General features: G+C 54.0%; 23 protein-coding genes and 1 tRNA gene. 15 read left to right on the forward strand and 9 right to left on the reverse strand.

The features are described from left to right. The first annotated feature begins 47 nt into the window (after positions 1-47). Positions 48-419: a BolA family protein gene (locus FFI95_RS12935; protein ID WP_144823163.1), complete on the forward strand. Its 372-nt coding sequence runs from the start codon at positions 48-50 to the stop codon at positions 417-419. After that, positions 416-1039, forward strand: coding sequence for an L-threonylcarbamoyladenylate synthase (locus FFI95_RS12940; protein ID WP_144823165.1), 624 nt, complete (start codon positions 416-418; stop codon positions 1037-1039). The genes FFI95_RS12935 and FFI95_RS12940 overlap by 4 nt, the downstream gene beginning before the upstream one ends. 3 nt (positions 1040-1042) lie before the next feature. Here the strand turns inward: FFI95_RS12940 and FFI95_RS12945 are convergent, their stop codons facing one another. Next, complete coding sequence (locus FFI95_RS12945; protein WP_144823166.1) at positions 1043-1702, reverse strand: hypothetical protein; 660 nt, start codon at positions 1700-1702, stop codon at positions 1043-1045. 225 nt (positions 1703-1927) lie between these two features. On the opposite strand from FFI95_RS12945, the gene FFI95_RS12950 reads away from it, so the two are divergent. Next, a complete protein-coding gene (locus FFI95_RS12950; protein WP_144823168.1) occupies positions 1928-3547 on the forward strand; it encodes a methyl-accepting chemotaxis protein in 1620 nt (539 codons plus the stop codon). Positions 3548-3593: 46 nt separating this feature from the next. On the opposite strand, the gene rnk is transcribed toward FFI95_RS12950, so the two are convergent. Beyond that, entirely contained in the window at positions 3594-3977 is a 384-nt protein-coding gene (rnk, locus tag FFI95_RS12955) for a nucleoside diphosphate kinase regulator (protein WP_144823170.1), read from the reverse strand. A gap of 385 nt (positions 3978-4362) precedes the next feature. Between rnk and FFI95_RS12960 the strand changes: the two genes are divergently transcribed. From FFI95_RS12960 to FFI95_RS12990, 7 genes are all read left to right on the forward strand, one after another. Continuing rightward, complete coding sequence (locus tag FFI95_RS12960; RefSeq protein ID WP_144823171.1) at positions 4363-5493, forward strand: aminotransferase class V-fold PLP-dependent enzyme; 1131 nt, start codon at positions 4363-4365, stop codon at positions 5491-5493. Between the two features lie 115 nt (positions 5494-5608). Continuing rightward, the gene (gene osmF, locus FFI95_RS12965; protein ID WP_144823269.1) at positions 5609-6481 is read left to right on the forward strand and encodes a glycine betaine ABC transporter substrate-binding protein OsmF; all 873 of its coding nucleotides are present in this window, start codon (positions 5609-5611) and stop codon (positions 6479-6481) included. Positions 6482-6502: 21 nt separating this feature from the next. Continuing rightward, entirely contained in the window at positions 6503-7648 is a 1146-nt protein-coding gene (locus FFI95_RS12970) for an ABC transporter permease (protein WP_144823271.1), read from the forward strand. Further along, a complete protein-coding gene (locus FFI95_RS12975; protein WP_144823173.1) occupies positions 7641-8588 on the forward strand; it encodes an ABC transporter ATP-binding protein in 948 nt (315 codons plus the stop codon). The genes FFI95_RS12970 and FFI95_RS12975 overlap by 8 nt, the downstream gene beginning before the upstream one ends. Further along, the gene (locus tag FFI95_RS12980; RefSeq protein WP_144823273.1) at positions 8588-9322 is read left to right on the forward strand and encodes an ABC transporter permease; all 735 of its coding nucleotides are present in this window, start codon (positions 8588-8590) and stop codon (positions 9320-9322) included. The genes FFI95_RS12975 and FFI95_RS12980 overlap by 1 nt, the downstream gene beginning before the upstream one ends. 158 nt (positions 9323-9480) lie before the next feature. Then, positions 9481-9945: an OsmC family protein gene (locus tag FFI95_RS12985; RefSeq protein WP_222120403.1), complete on the forward strand. Its 465-nt coding sequence runs from the start codon at positions 9481-9483 to the stop codon at positions 9943-9945. Positions 9946-10064: 119 nt separating this feature from the next. Next, a complete protein-coding gene (locus FFI95_RS12990; RefSeq protein WP_144823175.1) occupies positions 10065-10820 on the forward strand; it encodes an SDR family oxidoreductase in 756 nt (251 codons plus the stop codon). Between the two features lie 76 nt (positions 10821-10896). Here the strand turns inward: FFI95_RS12990 and FFI95_RS12995 are convergent, their stop codons facing one another. Together FFI95_RS12995 and FFI95_RS13000 are read right to left on the reverse strand one after the other, a co-directional pair. After that, positions 10897-12426, reverse strand: coding sequence for a BCCT family transporter (locus tag FFI95_RS12995; RefSeq protein ID WP_144823177.1), 1530 nt, complete (start codon positions 12424-12426; stop codon positions 10897-10899). 180 nt (positions 12427-12606) lie between these two features. Further along, a tRNA-Arg gene (locus FFI95_RS13000) sits at positions 12607-12683 on the reverse strand. A gap of 87 nt (positions 12684-12770) precedes the next feature. Here FFI95_RS13000 and FFI95_RS13005 point away from each other — a divergent pair. Continuing rightward, a complete protein-coding gene (locus FFI95_RS13005; protein WP_144823178.1) occupies positions 12771-13478 on the forward strand; it encodes a TIGR04283 family arsenosugar biosynthesis glycosyltransferase in 708 nt (235 codons plus the stop codon). Beyond that, positions 13465-14103 carry a TIGR04282 family arsenosugar biosynthesis glycosyltransferase gene (locus tag FFI95_RS13010; RefSeq protein ID WP_144823180.1) on the forward strand — a complete coding sequence of 213 codons (639 nt, stop codon included), beginning with the start codon at positions 13465-13467 and terminating at the stop codon, positions 14101-14103. Before FFI95_RS13005 ends, FFI95_RS13010 begins: the two co-directional genes overlap by 14 nt. 23 nt (positions 14104-14126) lie before the next feature. Here FFI95_RS13010 and FFI95_RS13015 read toward each other — a convergent pair whose 3' ends face one another. Then, the gene (locus FFI95_RS13015) at positions 14127-16955 is read right to left on the reverse strand and encodes an insulinase family protein (RefSeq protein ID WP_246069511.1); all 2829 of its coding nucleotides are present in this window, start codon (positions 16953-16955) and stop codon (positions 14127-14129) included. Positions 16956-17047: 92 nt separating this feature from the next. Continuing rightward, positions 17048-17347 carry a hypothetical protein gene (locus tag FFI95_RS13020; protein ID WP_144823183.1) on the reverse strand — a complete coding sequence of 100 codons (300 nt, stop codon included), beginning with the start codon at positions 17345-17347 and terminating at the stop codon, positions 17048-17050. 222 nt (positions 17348-17569) lie between these two features. On the opposite strand from FFI95_RS13020, the gene FFI95_RS13025 reads away from it, so the two are divergent. Further along, entirely contained in the window at positions 17570-19555 is a 1986-nt protein-coding gene (locus FFI95_RS13025; protein ID WP_144823185.1) for an SDR family oxidoreductase, read from the forward strand. A gap of 68 nt (positions 19556-19623) precedes the next feature. On the opposite strand, the gene rnt is transcribed toward FFI95_RS13025, so the two are convergent. Beyond that, positions 19624-20280 carry a ribonuclease T gene (gene rnt / locus FFI95_RS13030; protein WP_144823187.1) on the reverse strand — a complete coding sequence of 219 codons (657 nt, stop codon included), beginning with the start codon at positions 20278-20280 and terminating at the stop codon, positions 19624-19626. Positions 20281-20324: 44 nt separating this feature from the next. Next, positions 20325-21356, reverse strand: a complete 1032-nt coding sequence (pyrC, locus tag FFI95_RS13035) for a dihydroorotase (RefSeq protein ID WP_144823188.1) — start codon at positions 21354-21356, stop codon at positions 20325-20327. A gap of 208 nt (positions 21357-21564) precedes the next feature. On the opposite strand from pyrC, the gene FFI95_RS13040 reads away from it, so the two are divergent. Continuing rightward, entirely contained in the window at positions 21565-22482 is a 918-nt protein-coding gene (locus FFI95_RS13040; RefSeq protein ID WP_144823190.1) for a flagellar protein MotY, read from the forward strand. Between the two features lie 24 nt (positions 22483-22506). On the opposite strand, the gene FFI95_RS13045 is transcribed toward FFI95_RS13040, so the two are convergent. Then, positions 22507-23433, reverse strand: a complete 927-nt coding sequence (locus FFI95_RS13045; protein ID WP_144823192.1) for a histone deacetylase family protein — start codon at positions 23431-23433, stop codon at positions 22507-22509. 159 nt (positions 23434-23592) lie between these two features. On the opposite strand from FFI95_RS13045, the gene FFI95_RS13050 reads away from it, so the two are divergent. Then, the gene (locus FFI95_RS13050; protein ID WP_144823193.1) at positions 23593-26340 is read left to right on the forward strand and encodes a bifunctional acetate--CoA ligase family protein/GNAT family N-acetyltransferase; all 2748 of its coding nucleotides are present in this window, start codon (positions 23593-23595) and stop codon (positions 26338-26340) included. Positions 26341-26348 lie beyond the last annotated feature (8 nt).

The raw sequence follows: 26348 nt of genomic DNA on the forward strand, positions 1-26348 counted from the left end.
GTTACCATATACACCATACACCGCCGAATTGCAGGAGTTAGCAGGTTATGAAAATGCAGAGTGCGATTGAAGCCAAACTGGCAGACGCATTTGATGCCAGTATTCTTCACGTGGAGAACGAAAGCCATAAACACAGCGTGCCGCCTAACTCAGAGACGCACTTCAAGGTGACGATGGTGTCATCGGCTTTTGCCGGACAGATGAAAGTTAAGCGCCATCAGGCTATTTATAAAGTGCTTGCAGAAGAGCTGGAGATGGCCGGTGGGGTGCACGCGCTGGCATTGCATCTATACTCCCCTGAGGAATGGGAAGCATCGGGACAGGTTGCGCCTGCGTCGCCTGATTGTATGGGCGGCTCAAAGGCAGATTCCGTGTCAGTTGCGTCAGGCGTTCAAAACTCTAACGGAGAGCGTTCATGAGTCAGTTTTTTCAGATTCACCCTGAGAACCCGCAAAAAAGGCTGATTAAGCAGGCAGTTGAGATTCTTCGCAATGGCGGAGTGGTGGTCTACCCCACAGATTCCGGGTATGCCCTTGGTTGCCATCTTGGAGAGAAACCGGCTGCAGGCAGGATCAAGCAGATCCGTAAGCTGGATGACAAACATAACTTCACACTGGTTTGCCGGGATCTTTCAGACATTGGCGTTTATGCCAAAGTGGACAATACCCAGTACCGGCTATTGAAAACATTCACACCTGGCCCCTACACATTCATTCTGGACGCGACAAGCGAGGTACCCCGGCGATTACTGCACCCGAAACGCCGTACCATTGGTGTCCGGGTTCCGGATAATGCAATCTGTCATGCTTTGCTGGGAGAGCTAGGTGAACCCATTATGAGCAGTACACTGATATTGCCGGGTGAGTCAGACCCCATGACAGATGCTGAGGATATCCGTGACGAGCTTGGTGGGCAGCTCGACCTGGTGATCGATGGTGGTTTCTGCGGCATGGAGCCGACCACAGTTGTGAACTTTACAGGCGAGGTGCCGGAAGTGACCCGGGTAGGTAAGGGCGATCCGGCACCATTCGACGTGTAGTCTTCAGGCCCGGGTGTTCAGATTAAAGGCGTAGGCGTTTCTATGCGTCGTGGCCCCAGCTGTGGCTGTTGGGGCCGAGCGGCGCAGGCTGTCGTAACGGTGTACCAGGTCCTGCAGCCCATTAAATTGCTGATTGTCGCTCACCAGGGTGTCCAGCAATGAGTTCGTAACGCCATAAGCCTGGTTCAGTTTCAGTGCATTATCCATAAAGTGTAGCGTAGGCTCATTTACGCTCAGCCGGCGGAAAGATTCTGTGAAGTCTTTGTTCACATTCAGATCGTTTTCGATGCGGCTCCTGACATCATCCGCAAGCTTGCCATTTACCTCAATCCGGCCATTGTCGCTTTTGCTTACGCTGACTGCTGTAGACGGGTTCTGGCTATACTCGGCAAGCTTATGCCGCAACGTTTCCCGTATGTAGGCAAGATCCTGCCCTACTGTTTGCTTGTAATCGGCCAATGGTAGCTTTTGTAACGACCGTCTTCCCGTATCAGTGAGCGAGTCACCTGAGGGGGTAAAACGGTCGTCAGTGCCCGTTTCCTTGAGCTGACTTTCGGGAGTGCGACCTGTATCTGCGGGCTGTAGCTCTGGTGATGTGGTGCGCCTATCCAGATTTTGCTGGAATCGTGTACCCGCCTGGATAATAGATGACAGTAATGACATGGGATGACTTCCTCTGCCGGCTCACTGATTCGCGCCGAAAATAAATCTCTTTCGTTATAGGTGAGCAATTTTAGTGCCAGGCCTATGGAATGCACGGGTTATGATCTGAATCAGTAAATATTTGATGCATGTCTATAAAGTTACCCGCCGCTTTGCCGTCAATATCTGAGAGTGCTTAAAACACCGGGCCAGTCAGGTCATCGTCATTCTTCAAATCGGGCCGTTATGAAAAACCAATACTCTATCCGCTTTTTACTACTCGCTGCTCTGGCATGTGCGTTTTCACTCATTCTGGTTTTCACCGTACTTTATAGCGCTAATGCGCAACGTGACCATATGGAGGGGTTCAGCCATAAATATGTGGATGGCCTTGCCAAGTCCTATTTTGATGGCCTCAATACCATGATGGTAACTGGCACAATCGGTAATCGTGATGTGCTCCGGGACAAGGTCATGGCACCTGATGATGTGTTGGAGGTCCGGGTAGTTCGCAGTGACCAGCTTAACCAGACATTCGGCAAAGGAACGCGGGCAGAACAGAAACGCGACTCAGACGATGAAAGAGCTCTTGCGGGGGAGCGGATTGAACGATATTCGGAAAATGAAGACGGGCGAGTGTACACATTAATCGACCCGGTTATTGCTCAGGCTGATTATCAGGGCGTTGATTGCCTGGGTTGTCACCAGGCCCAGGAAGGTGATGTGCTGGGTGCAATCCGTGTGGACTACTCGCTTGCAGAGAGCGATGCCCGCCTGAACCGTCAACTGTTTGCCAGCAGCGGGATTCAGGTTGCTATTTTCGCTACAGTGTTTCTTTTAACCGGTCTGGTTTTGAATCGGTTGGTTTTCTCCAGGCTGCGTCGGCTCCAGCGAAGCATGGATGAGATTTCCCGGAACTCTGATCTCACCATTGAACTGGAGGTTTCCCGTAAAGATGAAATCGGATCTGTTTCACTTGCGTTCAACCGAATGATTGTAAAAATCCGTGAAAGCATGAGTACGGTAACGGATAACGCCACGCAGGTAGAGCAGGCAGCACGCAGTATTGCAGCAAAGGCAGAGGCGACAGAGCAGGGCGTAATAACGCAAAAAGACAATACGGATCAGGTCGCCAGCGCCACGACCGAAATGGCAGCATCGGCTGTTCAGGTCCGCGAAAATGCCAACCATACAACCCGCAAGTCCGCAGAAACGGCAGAGTCTGCCAACACAGGCGAGCAACTGGCGCGCACCGCAGTAGAAGGTATTCAGGGCCTGAACCAGGAGGTGCAGGGCGGTGCCAGACGCATAGAGCACCTCAACCAGCGTACCAATGAGATGGCGGGCATGCTGGAAGAAATTTCAAACATTGCTGAGCAAACCAATTTGCTGGCTCTGAATGCGGCTATTGAGGCAGCAAGAGCCGGGGAGCAGGGGCGCGGGTTTTCTGTGGTGGCCGATGAGGTTCGGGCGTTGGCCGCACGCACCCAGGTATCTACAGAGGAAATCCGAAGCACTATTGACGGGCTGCGGAATGAAGTGACTGATTGTGTTGCGTCGATGCGTCACGCTTCGGATACGGCAGAACACCAGGTAGAGGCTATTCTGGAAGTAGAGTCGGAATTACAGCGGATTGCTTCCGCCGTACGGGAAATTACATCGCTTAATCAGGAAATGGAAAGTGCAGCCGGCGAACAGAGTGATGTGTCGGAGGCCATTAACCAGAATGTGATCGAAATCAGTCGCTCTGCGGAGCTGGCGGCAGACGATGCCCAGGAAACTGCAGGCATTGCGGGCGACTTGCTGGTTATGGCGGAGGCCTTGCGAAAGGCTATTGAGCAATTTCGTCTGATACGGAAGGATTGACAGGCAGTCGCAGTGTACCACCTGTCAACGTTTATGATGGCTGCCCTTAACCGCCCCGGGTAACGTTAATAATCTTGAGATGGATATTGTTGCGGCCACGGACCGGCCATTCAATGGAGTCACCCACGGCAAGCCCAAGCAGGGCGGAGCCAGCGGGTGCCAGAATCGATATCTTGCCTTCGCCGTCGCCCACTTCGTGGGGGTACACCAGTGTGAGCTCCTGCTCCAGGCCGCTGTCCTCATTCTGGAAGCGCACGCGGGAGTTCATAGTAACCACGTGGGCCGGCATTTCCGCAAGGGGCACAAGCGTGGCGCGGCTCAGCTCGTCATCCAGACCATCCACCACATCTGAGTCTCCCTGTTTTTCGATAAGGGTTGTTAAACGGTTATAGTCTTCTTCAGCTACCAGTACGGCCGGCATGTCAGACATAGTCATCTCCACAAGAAAAGTCATTAATTAATTGAAATATCGGGATCTGAACGCCGAACCCGGCGTTTTAAAGCGGATTCAGCGAGAAAAGAGGAAGGCGAACGACACACCAGCAGGGCCTGCCTGGTAGCGGGCGCTGTAACGGTAAAAAGTAATGGTCTCTGAGAAACAGTGTCTCACAAGCTCACCTGATGTGTGGTTCGGGTCATTTACAAAAGAGAGAAGCGGCAACGTTGCCGCTTCTGGTCAATTTATAAGCTTTCATCGGGTTCTACAAGTGGACTTGCCGGAAACCTGATAAATAAAGCGCACAATACTAATCTTGATAGAATGGCCGCACTGATCATTCATCCACAGATTACACTACGTAAGGAATTTCATCGTCATGTCCAGCTTATACCCCTCTGTTGATCCCGACGGATTACTTGAATACTCCGTTGTTTTCAATGATCGTTCGCTTAACCATATGTCCATGCCATTCCAGCAGGTAATGCGGGATATCTCCTCGACACTGCGCCAGGTGTACAACGCCAAAGCTGCGGTTGTTGTGCCCGGAGGTGGTAGTTTCGGGATGGAAGCTGTAGCCCGTCAGTTTGCCAATGACCAGCGTTGTCTGGTGCTACGCAATGGCTGGTTCAGTTACCGCTGGTCGCAGATTCTTGAAGCAGGCCGGATTACGGATGATATCACAGTCCTTCAGGCGCAGGCTTTGGATAACACTCCTCAGGCGGCTTTCGGGCCGGTTCCTGCAGAAGAAGTGGCGGACCGTATCAGAGCTGACAAGCCTGCGGTTGTGTTTGTCCCCCACGTAGAAACCGCGTCTGGTCTTGTATTGCCAGATGACTACCTGCGCATTATCGGAGAGGCCGTAGCAGAGGTAGGCGGCCTGTTCGTACTGGACTGCGTAGCCTCGGGTGCACTGTGGGTGGATACTGAAGCCTGTGGTGTGGATGTTTTGATCAGTGCGCCCCAAAAAGGCTGGAGTGCGTCTCCGTGTGCAGCCCTGATCACGTTAAGCGAACGTGCGCTCGCCCGCATGGAGGAAACGACCAGCAGCAGTTTTGCAGCAGATCTGCGCAAATGGTCCCAGGTTATGCAGTCCTATGAGTCGGGAACCCACGCCTACCACGCAACCATGCCCACCGACACCCTGGTTATCCTCCGCGATGCCATGCTTGAAACCTTAAAAACCGGTCCCGAGTTGCTTTATCAGCGTCAGGAAGAGCTTGGTCAAAAGGTCCGTGACCTGTTCTATCGTGCGGGATTCAAAAGTGTGGCCGCCACTGGCTATGAATCCCCGAGTGTTGTGGTTTTACATACCGACAATGTGAACATTCACAATACCAGTCTGTTCCGGGAGCAGGGGTTGCAAGTTGCTGCCGGCGTGCCGTTGATGTGTGGAGAACCAGAGAGTTTCCGTACGTTCCGGATGGGGTTGTTTGGGTTGGAAAAGCTGAATAATGTAGACCGGACAGTGGACAAACTGAAAGTGGCTTTGGAAGCGATCCACGGCTAGTTTTATAACTGTATGCGCGGTTGAACTCTTGGGGTGCATGACGCACCCCCTCTGACTCGAAGGAGTGCCTGTGACTCTCTCAAATTCTCTGAAACGGGGCGTGATCTTTGCCTTGATGTGTATAGCTGGCACGGCTTCCGCCCAGGAGCCGGTGGTAGTGTCCTCAAAAATTGATACAGAGGGAGGTGTGCTCGGGCAGATGATTGTGCAGCGCCTGGAAAGCGGCGGGATCCCGGTGGAAAGCCGGCTGCAGTTAGGTAGCACCAACATAGTACGCAGTGCGATCACGGCCGGCGAAATTGATCTTTATCCCGAGTATACCGGCAACGCTGCGTTCTTTTATGACCAGGCAGACAGCCCCGTGTGGAAAAATGCCGAAAAGGCCTACAAAACCGCTGCTGAGCTGGATTATGAAGCGGAAGGTATTGTCTGGCTTACTCCGGCGAGTGCGAACAATACCTGGGCAATGAGTGTGCGTGGCGATCTGGCCGAAAAGCACAACCTGAAAACCCTGGAGGACCTGGCGGATTATATAAAGTCAGGAAAGCCTTTTAAGTTTGCGGCCAGTGCCGAATTTGTTGAGTCAGCGAGCGCGCTGCCAGCGTTTCAGCAAGCGTATGGGTTTGAGCTGACGTCTGACCAGCTTCTGATCCTCTCCGGCGGTAACACCGCTGCTACTTTGCGTGCCGCTGCAATCAACTCCAACGATGTTAACGGTGCCATGGCCTACGGCACAGATGGCGGACTGAATGCTCTGGGGCTGAAGGTGATGGAAGATACCAAAGGCGTACAGCCGGTATACCAGCCAACCCCGATCGTCCGGGAAGCCGTATTGAAGGCCTATCCCGAAATACGATCGTTACTGAAGCCGGTTTTTGAGTCTCTTGACCTGGAAACCCTGCAGGAGCTGAATGCCAAAGTGGCCGTAGAAGGGGCGCCTGACAAGGCTGTGGCCCGGGATTATCTGGAAAGCCTGAGTCTGGAATAACCCGTGCCTGTGTCGACAGCGATGCCTAACCGGGTAATACCAGTGCTGGCGCTGGCGGCGTTGGGACTGGTATGGGTTCTGGACCTTGGTGTTGTACTGCCTAACCGCATTGTAGCGGGAACCGGTTACGGGCTGTACGGAGCAACAGGCTGGGCGGGCGCCTTCGTTGTTACGGCGTTGTTGCTTGCAGCGGGGTTGCTGGCTACAAGGCCTGTTCCGAAACGTTTTCCCGTGTTAGCCGTGCTGTTGACGGCTGCACTTATGTTCCTGCCTTTGTTGCTTGAGGCGCTCGCCACACGCAGGCTGCCTGCGGATTCAGCCTACGCCCGCATTGGTATTGGTGCCGGCTTTTGGAGTCTGGCTTTTTTCCTGGCTCTGATGCTGACAGAAACGATGCATCAGCTAAAAGCCTCCCGCCATCTGCAGTTAACGGCAGCGCTGCTGATTATTTTGGGGTGGTGGGTGTGCGCCCGTCGTGAGGGGTTGGGGAGTCTGTCGTTGCTTCGTGAATACAACAATCAGGCGGATCAGTTTACTCAGGCACTTTCGGTGCATTTGTTGTTGTCGCTCGGTGCCGTTTTAATCAGTGCGGTCCTGGCTTTCATTCTGGCGCTGGCCATGGTCAGGCGAAAGAGCTGGCGCCGGCCATTGTTGGGACTGGTCAGTTTTATGCAAACCATTCCCAGTCTGGCATTGTTCGGGCTGTTGATTGCGCCACTGGCGGCGCTCTCAGAAGCTCTTCCTGTGCTTCAGGCTCTGGGTATCCGAGGCATTGGTTGGGCACCCGCGTTGCTGGCGTTGATCGCGTACAGCCTGTTGCCGATGGTGCGCAACACCTTTATTGCGTTGATGGAAGTTCCGGAAGCGGTTGTTGATGCCGCGCGTGGCATGGGCATGAGCGAGCGGCAGATATTTTTTCAGGTCAAATTATCCCTGGCTCTGCCCGTCATCATAGAAGGTGTGCGAATTACCACAATACAGGCCATTGGCCTCACCGCAGTGGCTGCATTGATTGGAGCCGGCGGCTTTGGCACATTTATTTTCCAGGGGTTAGGGCAGGCTGCCATGGACCTTGTACTGCTGGGTGCATTGCCGACGGTATTTCTGGCACTGGCCGCTGACGCCGTTCTGTCTGCGTTAAATGTCCGGAGGGCGCCGGGTGATTGAGTTAAAGGGCGTAACACGACGATTTGGTGAAACGGTTGCGGTTGACGGTATTGATCTGACCATCGAAACCGGAGAGGTGTGCGTTCTTGTAGGCAGCTCTGGGTGTGGAAAATCCACGACGCTGCGCATGATTAACCGGCTTTTGCCCCGCAGCAGCGGAGACATTCTTGTGGATGGTGAGGATGTCAACGATATCGATCCACAGGCATTGCGCCTGAATATGGGCTACGTCATTCAGAGCACCGGGTTGTTCCCCCACTGGACTGTGGCCCGCAACATCGGGCTGGTGCCAGATCTGCTCAAGTGGCCGGCCCGCCGCCGTGAGCAGCGAGTGAATGAGCTGCTGACATTGCTTGGGCTGGATCCGCAGACCGATGCCGCCAGGTTTCCGCACCAGCTATCCGGAGGGCAGGCCCAGAGGGTCGGGGTAGCTCGGGCACTGGCGGGTGACCCCAATATTCTGCTGATGGATGAGCCTTTTGGCGCCCTTGACGCCATCACCCGGGAACTTCTGCAGCAGGAGATGTTACGAATCCAGAAGCAGTTAAACAAAACCACGGTCTTCGTGACCCACGATATAGATGAGGCTCTGAGGCTGGCAACGCGCATCGCGGTCATGGATCAGGGGCGGATCATTCAGCATGATACTCCCGAGGCTATTCTTCGACAGCCTGCATCTACCTTTGTTGAAAACCTGCTCGGCAGTGGCGACCGGGGCCTCAAATTGCTGGCCTTGCGCACCGTGGGTGAGGTGATGGAGCGACACCCGGAACCCCGCCGGCCAGCGTCGGACACAACAGGGTTGAATGAGGCAGATAGCCTGCGGGTTGCACTGTCGGCCATGGTCTGGGAAAACGCAACTCAGCTGCCGGTTCTCAGTAAAGCGGGGTGCGAAGTCGGTATCGTAAAGCGTGAGCAGTTACTGCAGGTACGCCCATGATGCGGGTTTGGCTTACGCCAGTTATCTGGTTTGCCCTGTTGGGTGTCCTTGCAGCATTTCTTCCCGCAATGGGGTCTTTATTCTCATGGGTGCAGCCAGGCACAGATGATCTTGTTTACAGCCGGGATAGCTTTTATCTGCTGCTACAGAGTCATGCCTGGTTGGTACTGGTATCAGCGACAATTGGTACGTTGGTCGCTGTATCCGCAGGCATCTTTGTAACGCGACCCTGGGGGAGAGATTTTTTACCACTGGTCAGCCAGATTGCATCCATCGGCCAGACCGTGCCGCCAGTGGCTGTACTGGCATTGGCGGTGCCGGCGCTCGGGTTCGGTGAAAAGCCAACACTGTTGGCTCTGGCTCTTTATGGGCTGCTGCCTATTTTGCGCAACACCCTGGCCGGAATGGACGGAATCAACCCTGGCGTTCTTGAAGCGGCCAGAGGTATGGGCATGTCACCGGCCGGGGTGCTGTTTAAAGTGGAGTTCCCGCTGGCCGGTCGCGTGATTCTGGCGGGGATCCGTACGTCGGTCACCATCAATATAGCCACAGCAGCCATTGGCTCAACTATTGGAGCCCGCACCCTGGGAGACCCGGTCATTGCCGGTCTGGTGAACGGTAATACAGCCTATGTGTTACAGGGCGCCATCCTGATCGGTCTGCTGGCACTGGCCACCGACAGCCTGTTTGAGGCTGTAGAGCGCCTCTGGGCCCGCCGCAGTCTGGCTGTATGAAACCTGCCATTGATGATCCTTTCCCAGCGAAAGGATAGCTGACCAGCCCCAGGTTTTTACAGATAAGCTAAGAAGAATAATGTATAACCTATTGTATTGACGGGCTTTTGAATGATTCCTACGATGGTCCTTTGATTATTCATTCCCTAGGAGAGCCCGTGAGTACGAACATTCTGGAAGTAGCAGCTCGCAGTGAGTGGCAGTCTGGCCTGCAAACTCATAACCGCATACGTAACTTTAATCCGGTGGTGATGGACGAGCCAGCAGAGCTGGGTGGGCAGAATCAGGGCCCTAATCCGCTGGAGTATCTGGTGGCGTCACTGAACGGATGTAAAGGTGTGATGATTCCGCTCATTGCCAACGAACTGAACTTTGAGTTCAGTGACTTGTCGTTCGACACCCGCGGTACCGTAGATTTAAGGGGGCTGATGGGAGAGCCTGGCATATCCACCCATTTTCAGAGCCTGACATTTCAGGTGGATATTAAAACCAGAGAATCATCCGAGCGCCTTCAGGCATTGCAGAATGCTGTGGCTGAACGCTGCCCCGTCTATAACCTCCTGCGCGATGCCGGGGTAGTACTACACACCCAGTGGCTTATGAACGGGAAACCGGTTAGTTGAAGCAGTCACAGCAAAATAGCCTGGGAGAGCGTTATAAGCATAAGCCACAGGTTTGAAGGTATATCAGCAGCAGTTGTAGTATCCTCCAGATGAGTCAGTTCAAAAGGAGGATTAACTATATGTTTGAATTAAAAGATAAAATTGCTTTAGTTACCGGCGGGGCAAACGGTATAGGTAATGGCATCGTAAAAACACTGGCCAACGCCGGAGCCAGAGTTATGGTGTGCGATATCGATGAGCAAGCAGGAGAAACAGCGGCCCGGGATGCAGGCGGTGAGTTCTATAAAATGGACGTGACCGATAGCGATAATATCAATGATGTTGTTCAGAAAATTATTCAGAAACACAACAGAATTGATGTGCTGGCGGCAAATACCGGTATTTACCCGGAAGTGTCGATCGCAGACATGACAGAGGCAGACTGGGAAAAGATTCAAAATATTAACCTCAAAGGAATCTTCTTCACAGTAAAACCGGTTTTGGCTGCCATGAAAAACCAGAATTATGGTCGCATTATTCTGACCTCCTCCATTACCGGTGACATTACCGGATATCCTGGCGGTTCGATTTATGGCGCAACCAAAGCAGGCATTCTCGGGTTTATGCGCAGCGCTGCACTTGAGGGGGCTCCCCATAACATTACCGTAAACTCAGTTCAGCCAGGGATGATTGCAACAGAGAGCCTGAAAAAAGAGCTGGGTGTTTTAAGTGAGCAGGGTGCCAAAGCTGTGCCGATGAAAAGGCTGGGTGAACCAGAGGATATCGGCGCAACCGTTTGCTTCTTTGCCTCAGAAGAAGCGAAGTACATTACTGGCCAGTCGTTGGTAGTGGATGGTGGTCAGATACTGCCCGAAACCCCCGATGTAATCAGCTGAGTACTCGCTACAATAACAGGCCGGCATCATGCATCTCTGGCAGATAGCCGGCCACGGAAGCTGATAAAGCCGCAGCCTAATCCGTACTTTTTTCAGTTGCAGTCGATGGTTTATGTAGCCTGGGCGGCTGTACAAAGGGACGTTTCAGTGCAATTAACAGTGCCGGTATAAACGCCAGCAACAATAGGCTGAAGGGCAATCCACTGGCAATGGCCGCAGATTGCAGTGCCTCCAGTCCCCCTGCGTTCATCAGGAAAGCTGTTACCAGGCCGACGCTGGCCACCCAGAAAAAGCGCTGCCGCCAACTTGGTTCGTTGCCATTAGACGTCAGTGTGGCGATTACCAGCGCACCCGAGTCCGCCGACGTTACAAAGAACACCAGTACAACCATCACTGCGATCGCTGTGGTCAGCGTAGCTAGTGGGAGATAATCAAGCAGACGGTAAAGGCTTTCGCTGGGGGCATTGCTGACCAGCTCGGCAAAATTTGCGTTTGCAAACAACTCCAGGTAAAGCGCATTGCTGCCAAATACGGTCATCCACAAAAAGTTGAACGTGGCCGGCACCAACAGGACACCCAGAAGGTATTGGCGAACGGTTCGGCCCCAGGAAACTTTGGCGATGAACATGCCCACAAAGGGTGACCAGGATATCCACCAACTCCAGTAGAATACGGTCCATTTTGACTGCCAGTTGGTGCCTGTGTAGGTTTCGTTCCAGGTAGATAGCCTGGGTAGATCGTTGATGTAGGCACCCATATGTTCGCCAAGTGCCCGGACCACGAATAATGTTTCTCCGGCAAAAAGTACAAACAGTATCAGGCAACCGGCAACCAGCAGGTTCAGTTTACTTAGTATGCGTACGCCATTACCTAACCCACTCAGCACACTGATCATTGCCACAATGCACACGACAGTAATGACCGCCAGGTTCAGGTTGGAGCTGGCTTGAATGCCGCTTAGCTGCGCGATTCCCGCACTGGCCTGACTGGCGCCAAGGCCCAATGAAGACGTGATGCCGAACAACGTACCTACCACAGCCGCAAAGTTGGCAATCCAACCCCATCTGCGTGCCCGCGCTGGCGACATCAATTCCTGTAACGGCGCCTCAAAACTCAGTTTATGCCCGGTGTTATAATGGAAAAAACCCAGGGTTAAGCCCACCAGAGCGTAAATGCTCCAAGGGTGCAGGCCCCAGTGCAGAAAAGTCATTTCCATAGAAATGCGGGCGGCCTGGGCATTGTTACCGCTATATGGGCGAAAAGATGCGTAGTGCTGAAGAGGCTCGGATACGCTGTAAAAAAGCAATCCAATACCCATACCAGCAGCAAACAACATACCGATCCAGTCGAAATTGCTGAACTCAGGCCGGGCATCCGGGCCACCAAGGCGGACCTTAGCCAGTGGGGTAAACAGCAGGTAAAGTGCGAACAGCAAAGCCGCGTTCATAATGAAGATAAGCAGCCAGCCGGTGCCATAGGCAACAGTTTGTTGTAATCCGGAAAAAAACGCCGTGGCGGATTCCCCCTGATAAACCACAAACCCCAGTAAACCCAGTATGAACCCAGTCGATAAGAGGAGTAGCCCTCTGCCTCTGAAAGATGGCATTACCTAACGCTCCCTGTAGTGGATATAGCACGACAGCTCAGTCTGATGTTGAACCGGTTTCAGTCGCCATTACTGCTTTATTATTAGTATTTTATCCCGCTGGCATTGGCGCGAGCATGGGTAAAGGCACTTACGCGTGCGGAGTAAAGTGAAGGAGAGGGAGTTTATTGAATGACTGAGTGGTACCCCCGGCAGGACTCGAACCTGCTACCTTCCCCTTAGGAGGGGGACGCTCTATCCAGATGAGCTACGGAGGCGTATTTCTGAGAAGGTCGGTATGATAGCGATCTGAAGCTTCAGGCTCAAGGTATCGTGGTGTTTTTTGCTGGTGTAGGGAGCAGGTTTTGTCGGACCTTTTTTCGTTAAGTGTTGTTGTGCCAGTCTGGATGGAGGCCGCGGGCGTTGAGGACACGCTTGCGGCTTTGCAGCCGTTGCGCCACGCAGGTCACGAGGTGATTGTTGTGGATGCCGGCAGCACAGACGGAACGGCTGAGCTGGCGCGCCCGCTTGCAGATCATGTAGTTCAGGCAGAGAAGGGCAGGGCCGCTCAGATGAATGCCGGCGCCGCCGTCGCCAGTGGTGGTCTTTTGCTTTTCCTGCATGCCGATACCCGCCTTCCTTCAAATGCGTTGGATTGTCTGGGTGCGTTTTTCCAAAGCTCCCGTGCCTGGGGCCGTTTTAATGTGAGCCTGAATGGCAACGGAGCCCTGTTCCCGGTGATTGCCTGGTTTATGAACCAGCGTTCGCGGTTAACAGGAATCTGTACAGGCGATCAGGCGCTGTTTATACGTCGAGAAGTTTTTGAGGCGCTGGGCGGATTTGCCAACCAGCCCCTTATGGAGGATATCGAGTTCTCCAGGCGGCTTCGGCGGGTCTCTCGTCCTTACTGCATCCGCTATCCCGTCATTACCGACAGCCGTCGTTGGGAGCAGGGTGGTGTCTGGCGCACCATTTTTCTGATGTGGCGTTTGCGCTGGCGATACTGGCGCGGAGAGGCGCCCGAAATTCTCGCTCACTCTTACCGCTCGGATGTTCGTAATGCAACAGACTGATTCTCGCGATGCCGTACTAATGCAGTTTGCCAAATGGCCGGAAGCTGGCCGGGTAAAAACGCGTCTGGTTCCCGCGCTGGGCGTGTCCGGAGCGCTGGATGCCCATATCACGCTCACGCAGACCGTGCTCAGCAACCTGTGTGATGCCGGCCCGACGGTGCAATTCTGGTGGGACAGAGAGCAAGCGTCGGTTCCGGCGGCTGCGAGTGGGCTTGTTCGCGATATTGAGCAGCGAGGTGTGGTGCAAAAAGTACAGCGAGGTGACGACCTGGGCCAGCGCATGCTGGATGCATTGGGTACAGGCCTGGAGCACTACTCTCTTGCAATGATTGTGGGTAGTGACTGCCCCTCGGTCGAGCCGGACTATGTGCACCAGGCCATCGCTATGTTACAGGCACACGATGTGGTTTTGGGGCCCTCGGATGATGGTGGTTATGTGCTGATTGGTGCGCGCCGGGTGATCCCGCATATGCTCGATGGCATCGAGTGGGGGACAGCAAGCGCTCTGGAACAGACCCGTAACCGGCTACAGGAGCTGGGGCTTTGCGTTGGCCTGCTCGAGCCCCGATGGGATGTGGACGAACCGGAGGACTGGGCGCGTTTTCAGCGCCAGTCTCCTGTCTGACGTAAGAGGGCTATACCAGCAGGTTACTTTGCCGTTACCGGCGGTTGTTGAAGCAGTCGCTCACGGGCTTTGTCTGCACTCATACCTTCGCCACCCGTGACTGCACGCAGTGCGTGCTCACGGTTCAATACTGCCGAGGAATAGGTAGCCTGAAGATCTTCCAGAGTCGTGGCTTCTACCGCCTTGACGAGTTTTTCGCGGGAGTCGAAGTCCGTCGCGCCCCGATCAATTTCCCGCCAGTAACGCCCGGAAATGTCGCCCAGCTGGCGTTCCTGCTCCATGATGTTGCTGATTACTGCCTGCTTTTCACGCTCCAGGCGTTCTTCGCTCAGGTTGTTGAGGGTGGTTTCAAAGCCGGTTGCGAATTCCCGGATGGCCTGGTCTATATCGCTTACGCTGGCCGATGGCGACTGCACAACAAAGCCCAGAGCCGGTGTTTCGAGCATTTCAAACGGTGTGGCGTACACAATATAGCCAAGCTGTCGTGTGGTTCGAATGTTCTGATAAAACGGGCTGCTTATAATCTGTGCCAGCAAGCGGAAGCGGGCACGTTCTGCAAAACGGGTGTTTTCACCCTGGGCATAAAGTGTATATCCGGTATCCGGGTGGTCTACATTCAGCGATACCTGCATCTCACCAGCGGGTAGTTTACGTACATGGCTACGCTCAACTGTGACAAAGTCGCTCTGCCCCAGAACAATGGCGTCAATCTGTCGGGCCAGGTTGAGGGCATAGGCCTGTGTGATGTTGCCATGTGCCAGCAACACTGGGTCCACTTCCGAGAGCAGTGCCTTTGAGAACGATTTGAGCTCTTCCAGGGTTACCTCTTTTGCGGCTTTGAGTTTGTCTTCAGTACTCCAGGTATCTTCAAGAAGGGCTGTCTGGATGAGCTCTGAAGTCTGTTGGACCGGGCGGTCTTTCGCTTTGTTTTGCAGGCTGTCTATCATGTTCTGTCTTGCGATATCGAACCTCTGCCGGGTTATATCGGGTGCTGCAACCTGCATGAGGATGCGGTTCATTAACGTATGAAGCTTATCGTTGTAGCCTCCCACGCGCACTGTGATGCCGCGCAGGTGCGGGTAAATGCGATAATCCAGGCCCGCAAGGCGCGCCGAGTAGGCCCACGCATTGAGGTTGTTGTTGATGCTGTCTACAAGCAATTGGGTAAGCACATGGCTGCGAGCAGATACCCGGGCTGCCGGGGTACGCAGGCTTAAAAATACGTTGGCTCTGGGTGTATTAAAGCGGGTGTCGCGTGCTACCCATACCGCCATGTCATTATCGCTGAGACGTTCTGGCTTATTCATGGTGTCACCCGGCACCATGGCCAGCTTTTCGGGCACAAACGGGTTGGGTGCAGGCAGGCGGAGTGAGCTGACCAGCGGCTCCGGAGCACTGGTCCGGAGGTTTTCTACGTTCAGCGGCTCAATTTGCCAGGGCGTCTCGTACCACTGGGTCAGTGCTGGGTTTTCCAGCTCTGGCTGGGGGGCCAGTAAATAGGCCATCATGTTATCGGGGGTTAAGCGTGAAAGAATGTCCCGGTACTGCTCCGGCGCGTAACGCTCCATCAGCCAGGGGGCGCTGAGGATGTCATCTGCGGGGTAATCCTGAAGCTGACTGGAAAGGCGCATAACCTCGTGCATGGGCTCGCTCTGCTCCCGGAAGCGAAAATCAATCCGGGCCAGCTGCTGCATTTCTTCAAAACGGTCCCGGCTGATGCCCTGTTCAGAAATAATGTCGATGTAGTTGAAAATCAGCGGCAGAATTTCTTCGTGTCTGGCCAGTCCTTCGGGGGTGAGGGCGATGGTGATATCCAGTGTCGCGTTTTCACCCGTATCCATACCAATGCCTGCGGACAGGCTATCCGCCAGGCCATTTTTCTTGAGTACATTAAACAGGCTGCCTGGCCCTTCATGGCCGAGCAGGTTTGCAACGTAGCTGGCGGGTTTGGTGCGGTAGTTCGCATGCTGCGATGGTATCGGGAACGACAGAGTCAGCCGGCGCACATCCTTGAGTGCTTCTGCCGTCACTTTGGCTGGAAGGTCACTGGTGTTTAGCAAAGGGGCGGAGTGTTCCCGAGGTTCCAGGTTACGGTTGTCGATGGCGTCAAAACGTGATCGCACCATGGATTCAAGTGTGTCCAGCGACTGCGGACCATACACCGCCAGAGTCATCAGGTTGGCGGAGTAGCGGTTTTCCCAGAATTTGATCAGGTCTGGCCGGAGAGGGTTGCTGTCCGTGTTTTCCAGTGTCGTCAGGTTGCCCACAGCGAATTGATGAAAGGCGTGCTCTGGATTGCTGGCGGCTTTTTTAACGGAATAAAAGCGGCGCCCGTCTTCTTTCTGCTTGGCACTGAACTCGGAGTGAACGGCGTTACGCTCGCGGTCCACCAGTTCGGCGGTAAATAACGGGGCGGCAAACTGTTGGGCAAAACGATCCAGAGCGGGCTCCAGGTAACCCGCCTGAATATCAAAGAAGTAATTGGTGTTGCGAAAGGCGGTAAACGCGTTGTGGCTGCCTCCGTGGCTTTTAATGAACTGCTGATACTCCCCGGATTCCGGGTACTTTTCAGTGCCAAGAAACAACATGTGCTCCAGAAAGTGGGCAAGGCCTTCCCGCTCCTGCGGATCATCACCGCTGCCAACGGCAACGTTCATCGACGCTGCCGCTTTTTCTGCCTGTTTATCGGATACCAGCATGGCACGCAAACCATTATCCAGCTCGATGAAACGGTATTCGTTGTTATCGTTCGGGCTCTTGTCTGGTGTTTGAGAGGCTGTAGAGAGCGAACTGAATAAAAGGAAAAACAGTGCAAGCGTGGTTGCTGCCAGCATCTGTACAGGAGTATTCATAGGAGAACTGGTGTGCATAGGGCCTCTGCTATCCGTTTGGAAATGGTACCGTGTTGCTGTCGGTGACCCGATTTTGAGTGGCTTGCGGTACGTCAGTGCACCGCAGAATTGCGGCTGGCTTGTGGTTGCTGGTCAATAGTTTTGCGAGCCAGTTCTGCAGCTTTCTGGCCATCGAGTTCGCCGGAGGCAATACGCTCGAGCACGGTTGCCATAATGGCGACTGACTGACGGTAATCCGCAAATTCGGCCTGGAATGCGTTGTCGATGGCTTCATACACCGCCTGGATTTTTTGCTCTCTGTCGCCGCTGTCTCTGGCAGTGTCGTTGATAGCTTTCAGACAGGCGCGGGCAATGGCGATATAGCGTTCTGCATTAGGGTTTTCATTTTGCATGTTCAGCTTCCGGATGTTGAACGGTTTGTGAAAGGAGTAGACGCCGTAAACGGCTGTTAGTTCCGGATTATCGCATTGCTGGCGTACTGTTTCATTAAAGAGGCGATACATGAGTATTGCACTTAAGTACAATGAGGGTTAGGGCAGCCTTAAAAAAGAGAATGAACTACAATCATTTTCAAGGACAAATAAAAATAGAAGACCAGACAGGATGGATTATCAATGAATTACTTTCTGACGGGTGGTACCGGGTTTATAGGTCGCTTTCTGGTAGAGAAGCTACTGGCTCGCGGCGGCACTGTGCATATCCTTGTACGGGAACAGTCCCTGGATAAGCTTGAGGCGCTGCGCGAGCGCTGGGGAGTCGATGAGTCGCGGGTAAAGGCAGTGATTGGTGATCTGACCAGTGAAAACCTGGGGATTGAAGCAAGAACCCTGGGGGCTCTGAGTGGGAAAGTCGACCACTTTTTCCATTTAGCGGCCGTCTACGATATGAGTGCCAGTGAAGAAGCCCAGCAGAGCACAAATATTGAAGGCACCCGGGCAGCCGTCAATGCTGCCGGGGCGATGAAGGCCGGACACTTCCATCATGTTTCATCCATTGCGGCTGCGGGACTGTTTAAGGGTACGTTTCGCGAGGACATGTTTGAAGAGGCCGGAAAGCTTGATCATCCGTATCTGGCGACCAAGCATGAATCTGAAAAGGTTGTCCGTGAAGAATGCAAAGTGCCGTTTCGTATCTACCGCCCGGGCATGGTGATTGGCCACTCCGAAACAGGCGAAATGGACAAGGTTGACGGGCCATATTATTTCTTCAAGATGATCCAGAAGATTCGTCGCACGCTGCCCCAGTGGGTGCCGACAATCGGAGTGGAGGGTGGCCGTCTTAATATTGTGCCAGTGGATTTTGTGGTCAGTGCTATGGACCATATTGCGCACCTGGAAGGCGAGGATGGCAAATGCTTCCACCTGGTGGACCCGGACCCGTATAAAGTCGGTGAGATTCTCAATATATTCTGCGAAGCAGGCCATGCCCCTAAAATGGCGATGCGTATAGATTCCCGCATGTTCGGTTTTGTTCCGCCCTTCATCCGCCAGAGCCTGAAAAACCTGCCGCCGGTTAAGCGCTTAACCACCGCAGTTCTGGATGATATGGGGATTCCACCTTCTGTACTCTCTTTTATCAACTACCCGACCCGGTTTGATGCCCGTGAAGCAGAGAGAGCGCTGCAGGGAACGGATATAGAGGTTCCCCGCCTTGTGGATTACGCACCGGTTATCTGGGACTACTGGGAGCGCAATATGGACCCGGATTTGTTCAGGGACCGGACATTGAAAGGCACAGTAGAAGGCAAGGTATGTGTGGTCACTGGAGCAACGTCCGGTATTGGCCTGGCAACGGCTGAAAAACTCGCTGAAGCCGGGGCTGTCCTGGTGATTGGCGCCCGTAAAAAGGAGAGGCTGGCTGAGGTGGCAGCGTCCCTGGAGGCCAGAGGTGGCAGCGTACATGCTTACCAGTGCGATTTTTCCGACATGGAGGATTGCGACCGGTTTGTGCAAACGGTGCTGGATAACCACAATCATGTGGATGTGCTGGTGAACAATGCCGGACGCTCCATCCGTCGTTCACTGTCGTTATCATTTGATCGTTTTCACGATTTTGAGCGTACGATGCAGCTGAACTATTTTGGCGCTGTGCGGCTGATTATGGGGTTTGCCCCGTCGATGCTGGAGCGCAGACGCGGGCACGTGGTTAACCTCTCGTCTATTGGCGTGCTCACTAACGCACCGCGTTTTTCCGCGTATGTGGCGTCAAAATCTGCACTCGATTCTTTCAGCCGCTGTGCAGCCTCTGAGTGGTCAGACCGCAATGTCACGTTCACCACCATTAACATGCCGCTGGTGAAAACGCCGATGATAGCCCCCACAAAAATTTACGACTCTGTACCGACACTGACGCCGGAAGAGGCAGCGGAGATGGTAACCAACGCGATTATTGACCGGCCGAAACGCATTGCGACGCGTCTGGGGGTATTCGCTCAGGTTCTGCATGCTTTGGCACCCAAGGTGGGTGAAATTGTCATGAACACCGGGTATCGCATGTTCCCGGATACGTCCCCCGCGGTTGGTGGCACTGTCGTGGAAAAGCCTGCGGTATCCAGTGAGCAGGTGGCCTTTGCGGCCGTTATGCGAGGTATTCACTGGTAAGTGGAGAGGTGCTGAAAAGACTGCTCCCCCAAGCCTGCCAGTAGCCGGTTTGGGGGGGGGAGGGCAGGTTACTTGTCTGTTTCCTGTATAACAGGAGGCGGAAAACCGCCCAGCTCCTGCCAGCGGTTAACAATGCCGCAGAACAGATCCGCTGTTTTCTCCGCATCGTAAGCAGCGGAATGGGCTTCCTTGCTATCGAAGGGAATGCCCGCCAGTTTGCAGGCTTGCGCTAAAACCGTGTGACCATAGGCAACACCTGCCAGTGTTGCGGTGTCGAACGTAGAAAACGGGTGGAAAGGATTCCGGCCGATCTCTGCCCGCATGGCCGCGGAAAACACGAAGTTATGGTCAAAGGTTGCATTGTGGCCAACCAGCACTGCCCGTTTGCAGTTATGGGCCTTTACGGACTTACGGATCGGCCTGAAGATTTCACTCAGGCCTTCACGTTCCGGAACAGCTTCACGCTGGGGGTCCCAGGGGTCAATACCGGTAAAATCCAGTGCGGACTGTTCCAGATTGGCACCATCAAACGGGTCAATCTGTTGCACATGGGTTTCAGTACGCCGCAGGCGGCCATCGTCATCCATGGTCAGCATTACGGCTGCAATTTCCAGCAGAGCATCACGCTCCGGATTGAATCCGCCTGTTTCTACATCGACCACAACGGGTAAAAAACCGCGGAATCTGCGGGACATAGGGTGCGGTTGAGTGTTTTCTTCAGTCACTAAAGCTCCGGTCTTGGCCGATTGTAAGGTAATGGAAGGTTGCTTTATGCCAGGCGCCAGTTAATGGTTTCCCCGGCTTTCAGGGGCACAATGGTACCACCTGCCAACGGTAATTCATCCGGCATTGTCCAGGGGTTTCTCACCAGGGTAATTGTGTCTGTGTTACGTGGCAGTCCGTAAAAATCTGCCCCGTTCAGGCTGGCAAAGGCTTCCAGTTTATCCAGAATGCCAAGCTCTTCAAAGATATCTGCATAGAGTCCGATTGCGCCATAGGCTGAGTAACAGCCTGCACAGCCGCAAGCAGCTTCTTTTTTATCTTTGGAATGGGGGGCAGAGTCTGTTCCCAGGAAAAAACGCGTGTCGCCGCTGACAAGGGCGTCCCGCAGAGCCTGCTGGTGTCGGCTACGCTTCAGAATAGGGAGGCAGTACAGGTGAGGGCGCATTCCGCCCACCAGCATGTGATTACGGTTATACATCAGATGCTGCGGGGTGAGAGTTGCTCCCAGGTTATTGCCAGAGTAGCCGCGGACAAACTCTGCAGAGTCTGCAGTGGTGATGTGTTCAAGCACAACCTTCAGGTTGGGAAAGGCCTCCAGGGTAGGGGCCAGTACGCGCTCCAGAAACCGTTTCTCCCGGTCAAAAATATCAATGTCGGGATCCGTAACCTCGCCATGAACAAGCAGCAGCATGCCGCACTCAGCCATGGCTTCCAGTACCGGATAGATGTTGCGGATGTCCTGAACGCCCGAGGCAGAGTTAGTGGTGGCGCCTGCCGGATACAGCTTGGCAGCAACAATGCCCCCGGCACGTGCTTCAAGGATATCTTCGCGGGTTGTGGTCTCGGTCAGATAAAGAGTCATCAAAGGCTGGAAACCAGTGCCGTTACCTGCGGCCTGGATGCGTTCACGGTAGTCTTCAGCCTTCGCCAAAGTGGTCACCGGGGGGACAAGGTTCGGCATTATGATGGCTCGTCCGAAGCAGGCTGCAGTTGCAGGTACAACGTCCTTGAGCACGTCGCCATCACGAACGTGCAGGTGCCAGTCATCGGGGCGCACAATAGTAAGTTGTTCAGTCATGGGCTGATTTTCACGCTGTCTTCAAAGAACTGAAATGGAGCCACTGCAGTCGCGTTCACGGTGGAAGACCTGTGGACCCTGAAAAATCCGGAAGAGTATAGCAGAAGGCGCTGGTGATTGTTTTTGCAGGTGTTGCCTAAAGAACGCCGGATATTTGCCGTTACCCGGAGAAACCACCAAATATCCGTAACATAACGGTCTGGCTGCTATGGCGCTTCCTTTAATTAAAAAGCTACAGGTATTGTCGGGGACACTGGCGTTGTCTCTGTTGCAACCAGCCACGGGTTTGGCGGAAAGTTTTGGGGCAGGAATCTCCAACAGCCAGTGGTATCTTGCAGAGTCTGTGTTTGAGTGTTCACTGGTACACGAGGTTCCAGGATACGGCCGGGCGGTTTTCCGGCACAGGGCGGGCGAAAAGCTTTCATTCTTCCTGGAATCCGAATCTTATTTAATGCGCCCCGGGCGCGGATCTTTGGTTGTAGAGGCACCCGCATGGCGGCCGGGTGTTGCTCCCAAGCCGGTGGGCAAGGTAACGGTTACCGAAGGCCGTCGGCAGGTAACGCTTGAAACCCGACAAGCCGTTATTCTTGCGCAGGGGCTTTTGAAGGGTATGCGGCCAACCCTCACACGGGCTGCCTGGTATGATGACAGTCCGGTTCGGGTGCAGGTGTCCAGTATTAATTTCGATGGGAAATTTCAACGCTATCGGTCCTGTGCATCAAACTTATTACCCGTCAATATTGACCAGATCCAACGCTCGCAAATACGGTTTGCCACTGCCAGCAAGAGACTGTCTGATGCGGACAGGGCTCAACTGGATAATATTGTTGCCTACTTGATGGCTGACCCAACTGTAGAGCGAGTGTTTGTTGACGGGCACACAGACCGTATCGGAAGCCGTATTGATAACCGCGCACTCGCGGAAGAGCGTGCTAATGTGGTTGCACAGCACCTGAAAAACAGGGGCGTTGATCCGGACCTGATTACTGTGAGGGCGCATGGCGATCAGTATCCCGTGTCTGGCCGACCCGCTGAGAACCGGCGAACAACAATCCGTATACAGCGCGAGGGGGACCTCCCACAGCTACAGCAGGCCAGCAGCTATGGCGGTGCGCCAGCAGGTTGATAGCTTTCCTCAGATGCCGTCGTTTTAATAAACGGAAGTGAGCACTTCCAGGTGGGCATTTACGCTTTCTGCCAGGGATTTCAGGTGATAACCACCCTCCAGCGTGGAGATAATTCTGTCGTTACTGTGCTCGCTTGCAATCTCTGCCAGCATTTCCGTGAGCCACCGGTAATCTTCCGTTTCCAGGTTCAGCTCTGCCATTGGGTCGCAGCGGTGGCCATCAAACCCTGCGGATACCAGAATAACCTGGGGTTTGAAGGCGTTCAGGCGCTTAACCCAGCCGGCTTCTACCTGCCTGCGATAGTCTGCAGAGGAGCAGTTCTCTTCCAATGGAATGTTGACGATATTATCGGCCTGCCGGTGTACGTGGGAATGGGGGAATAGCGGGTGCTGGAAGCTGGAGCACATCAGTATGCGCTCGTCTCCGCTGACTATATCGACCGTACCATTGCCCTGATGAACGTCAAAATCAACAATGGCGACCCGCTCAAGGTGATGAAAATTGAGTGCGCGCATCGCCGCCAGGGCAATATTGTTATAAAAGCAGAACCCCATGGACTTGCTGCGCTCAGCGTGATGGCCGGGAGGGCGGGCACACACAAATGCGTTGGTTACCTGACTGCTCATGACCATATCCACCGCCTGAATATTGGCACCTGCTGCCAGCCTTGCTGCGTGTAAGGTATGTGGCATCATTGCCGTGTCAGGGTCAGTGAATACCCGCCCTCGTGTCGGCTGCATCATGTTGAGTTGTTGCAGGTAGCGTTCCGGATGCACGCTTAACAGCTGGTCGTGAGTGATCTCGTCAGGGCGCACCCAGTCAAGCTTTTGCGCTATTCCGGTGTCGGCTATATAGCTGATAATCGCAGCCAGGCGCGCCGGGCTTTCAGGGTGCTCGGGGCCCATATCATGTTTCATGTAATCATCGTGGGAAAAAAATGCGGTGGTCATAAATCTCCGAACGCCCCCGGCTATACTTGTATTTTCAGTAATCTTATCAGGGATCATCCGCTATCGCCGAGTTTCTTTGGTCGTATGAGAGCAGAAAGCATTTCACATCTGTTCCTCAATGCATAAGATAAGGTAAACAACAATCCGAGGAGAGTTAGCTTGAGCACCCGATATCTGGAAAGTTTGTTCAACCCAGCCTCCATCGCAGTGATAGGGGCGTCGGAGCGGGCAAACAACCTTGGCGGCATGGTTTTGCGGAACCTTATGAGCGGTGGTTACCCGGGCCGGCTTCTGGTGGTTAACCAGAATGACTATGACAACGTCCACGGGGTGCCCTGTGTCAGCAAGGTATCCAAAATGGATTTTGTACCCAACCTGGCCATTGTCTGTACACCACCGGAAACCGTAACCAGAACTATCCGGCGACTGGGTGAAGCAGGTGTGCGCACAGCGATTGTAATGACCGGCGGGATGTCCCGGACTCACAGTAAAACCGGCCGACCACTGATGTATTCCGTGAGGGATGCCGCAAAGGAAACCGGAATCAGAGTGTTGGGTCCGAATACCATCGGGCTGATGGTACCGGGCAGAAGCCTGAACGCCACATACGCACACATGGGCGTGCTTCCCGGCCGTGTGGCGTTTGTTGGCCAGTCCGGAACCATCGCAAGTACCGTGATTGACTGGGCCTTTGCCCGAGGGGTTGGGTTTTCTTACTTTCTTACACTTGGCGATAGCATGGACATTGATCAGGATGATCTGATTGACTACCTTGCTCAGGATACGCAGACCCGGGCTATTCTCCTGCATATTGAACATATTCCAAATGCGGGGCGGTTTATGTCAGCTGTACGGGTGGCATCAAAAACAAAGCCGGTCATTGCTGTAAAGTCCGGCAGGGTGCCTGAGTCTGAATGGCTGCCCCATGAGTTACCGGAGGGTGTCCGGCGTACAGACCCCATATATGATGCAATGCTGCAACGCGCCGGTGTGTTGCGGGTGGACGGGCTTGGGCAGATGTTTGATGCGCTTGAAACGCTCACCCGTATGCGTCCGCTGCGCCGTGAGACCCTGGCTATAATGGCTAACGGTGTAGGCCCCGGCGTGCTGGCCGTGGATCGGCTGGCAGACTTGGGCGGGGAGCTTGCCCGCTTGTCGGATTCCAGTATGAATGCTCTGGCAGAATTGTTACCTCCGTACTGGACCCGCAAAAATCCTATCGATCTTAACTATGATGCGTCGCCTGAGCTCTACGCCAAGGCCATAAAAATTCTGGCGAAAGATCCGGAAGTAGCCAACGTGCTTGTGCTATATGCACCCAGTCTGACCGAAGACAGCTTGCAGATTGCCGATGCGGTTGTGCAGGCTGCCAAAGGAACCCGGCTGAACATATTCACCTGCTGGCTGGGGCAAAGTACCGTGATGGAGGCGCGTGACGAGTTTTATCGGGCCGGGTTACCGTCGTTCTTTAACCCGGAAAAGGCTGTGATGGCGTTCATGCAGCATGTGCGCCACCAGCGGGTTCAGCGGCTGCTGACCGAAACTCCTGAATCCTTTACTGACCATTTTTCAGATCGTGTGCAAACCCGGCGCGTGGTTCTGGAAGCGCTCCAGTCCGGACGGAAACATCTGTCGAGTCGCGAAGCCAGGGATGTAATCCGTGATTATGGCATTAATGCTATTGAAACTGTGTACTGTGATGACATTGATGAAGTGCTTGAGGCCTTCTCTGTAGAGCGTCGCCCGGTGGATGTAACCCTTATTCATGAGGAAGCCTGTCATCCCTTTGTCGATCTGACTGTGGCACAGCGACGTTATAAGGGAACAGCGCAAAAGCTGAACACAGAAGCGGCAATCATCGAAGCCTGTAACAATTTGTACGCTGAGTTCCAGAAGCACTTTCCCGACAGCGTCTTTCTGGGTTTTGCGATGCAATGGTCGTATCAGCATGTGGGTGGTATCGAGTTCAGTGTCGGGATCACCAGAGACGCCCAGTTCGGCCCTCTAGTGGTCTGTGGCGCTTCCGGTGCCCATATAAACGTGATCACGGATCGCCAGATAGCTCTGCCACCTCTGAACATGGTGCTCGCCCGCGAACTGTTGCGGCGCACATACATGTATAAGCTGCTAAGAGAACACAGCCTGAAGCCGGAAACGGATATCAGGGCGGTTTCAGAAACGCTTGTAACCCTGTCCCAGATTGTGATCGATATCCCGGAGATTCGCGGCCTGGAAATCTCGCCGCTGCTGTTCAACGAGCAGGGCGCCGTGGCAGTTAATGTGGCAATCAATCTTTCTGATATTCCCGGAAAACCCATCATTCAGCCTTACCCCAGAGAGCTGGAAGAGTGGCTGGTATTACCTAAATCAGGCCGCCGGGTCATTATCCGCCCGGCGCTTGCGCAGGATGAGCCATCGCACCGGGCATTTCATGAGCTTCAGTCACCGGAATCCATCCGGTATCGGTTCTTTCAGTTCCGCAAGCACTTCTCCCGGGAAGACGTTGCCCAGATGGTGCAGATAGATTACGACCGTGAGATGGTATTCATTGCTAATGCGCCCAAAGAGGACGGTGATGGCGAAGAAACGCTTGGAACTGTGAGAACCTGGACAGACGCCGACAACCTGCGTTGCGAGTTTGCGGTTATGGTGCACGACAAAATGAAAGGTGAAGGCCTGGGTGTTGCCCTGATGCAGAAAATGATCGACTACTGCCGCGCCCGCGGAACGGTCGAAATGGTGGGCGATGTCCTGCCCGACAACCGTCCGATGTTGCAGTTGGCTGAGCAGCTTGGTTTTGAGATCAAATACAATATAGAGGAAGAAGTGATGGATTTGCGGCTGGTACTGAATGAGCCTGCAAATGACTGGCAGAAAGAGCGCCTGGGAGGCAAGGGCGGCCGCTGAAACCTTTG

It is taken from the genome of Marinobacter piscis (assembly GCF_007671655.1).
Lineage (GTDB): Bacteria > Pseudomonadota > Gammaproteobacteria > Pseudomonadales > Oleiphilaceae > Marinobacter > Marinobacter piscensis.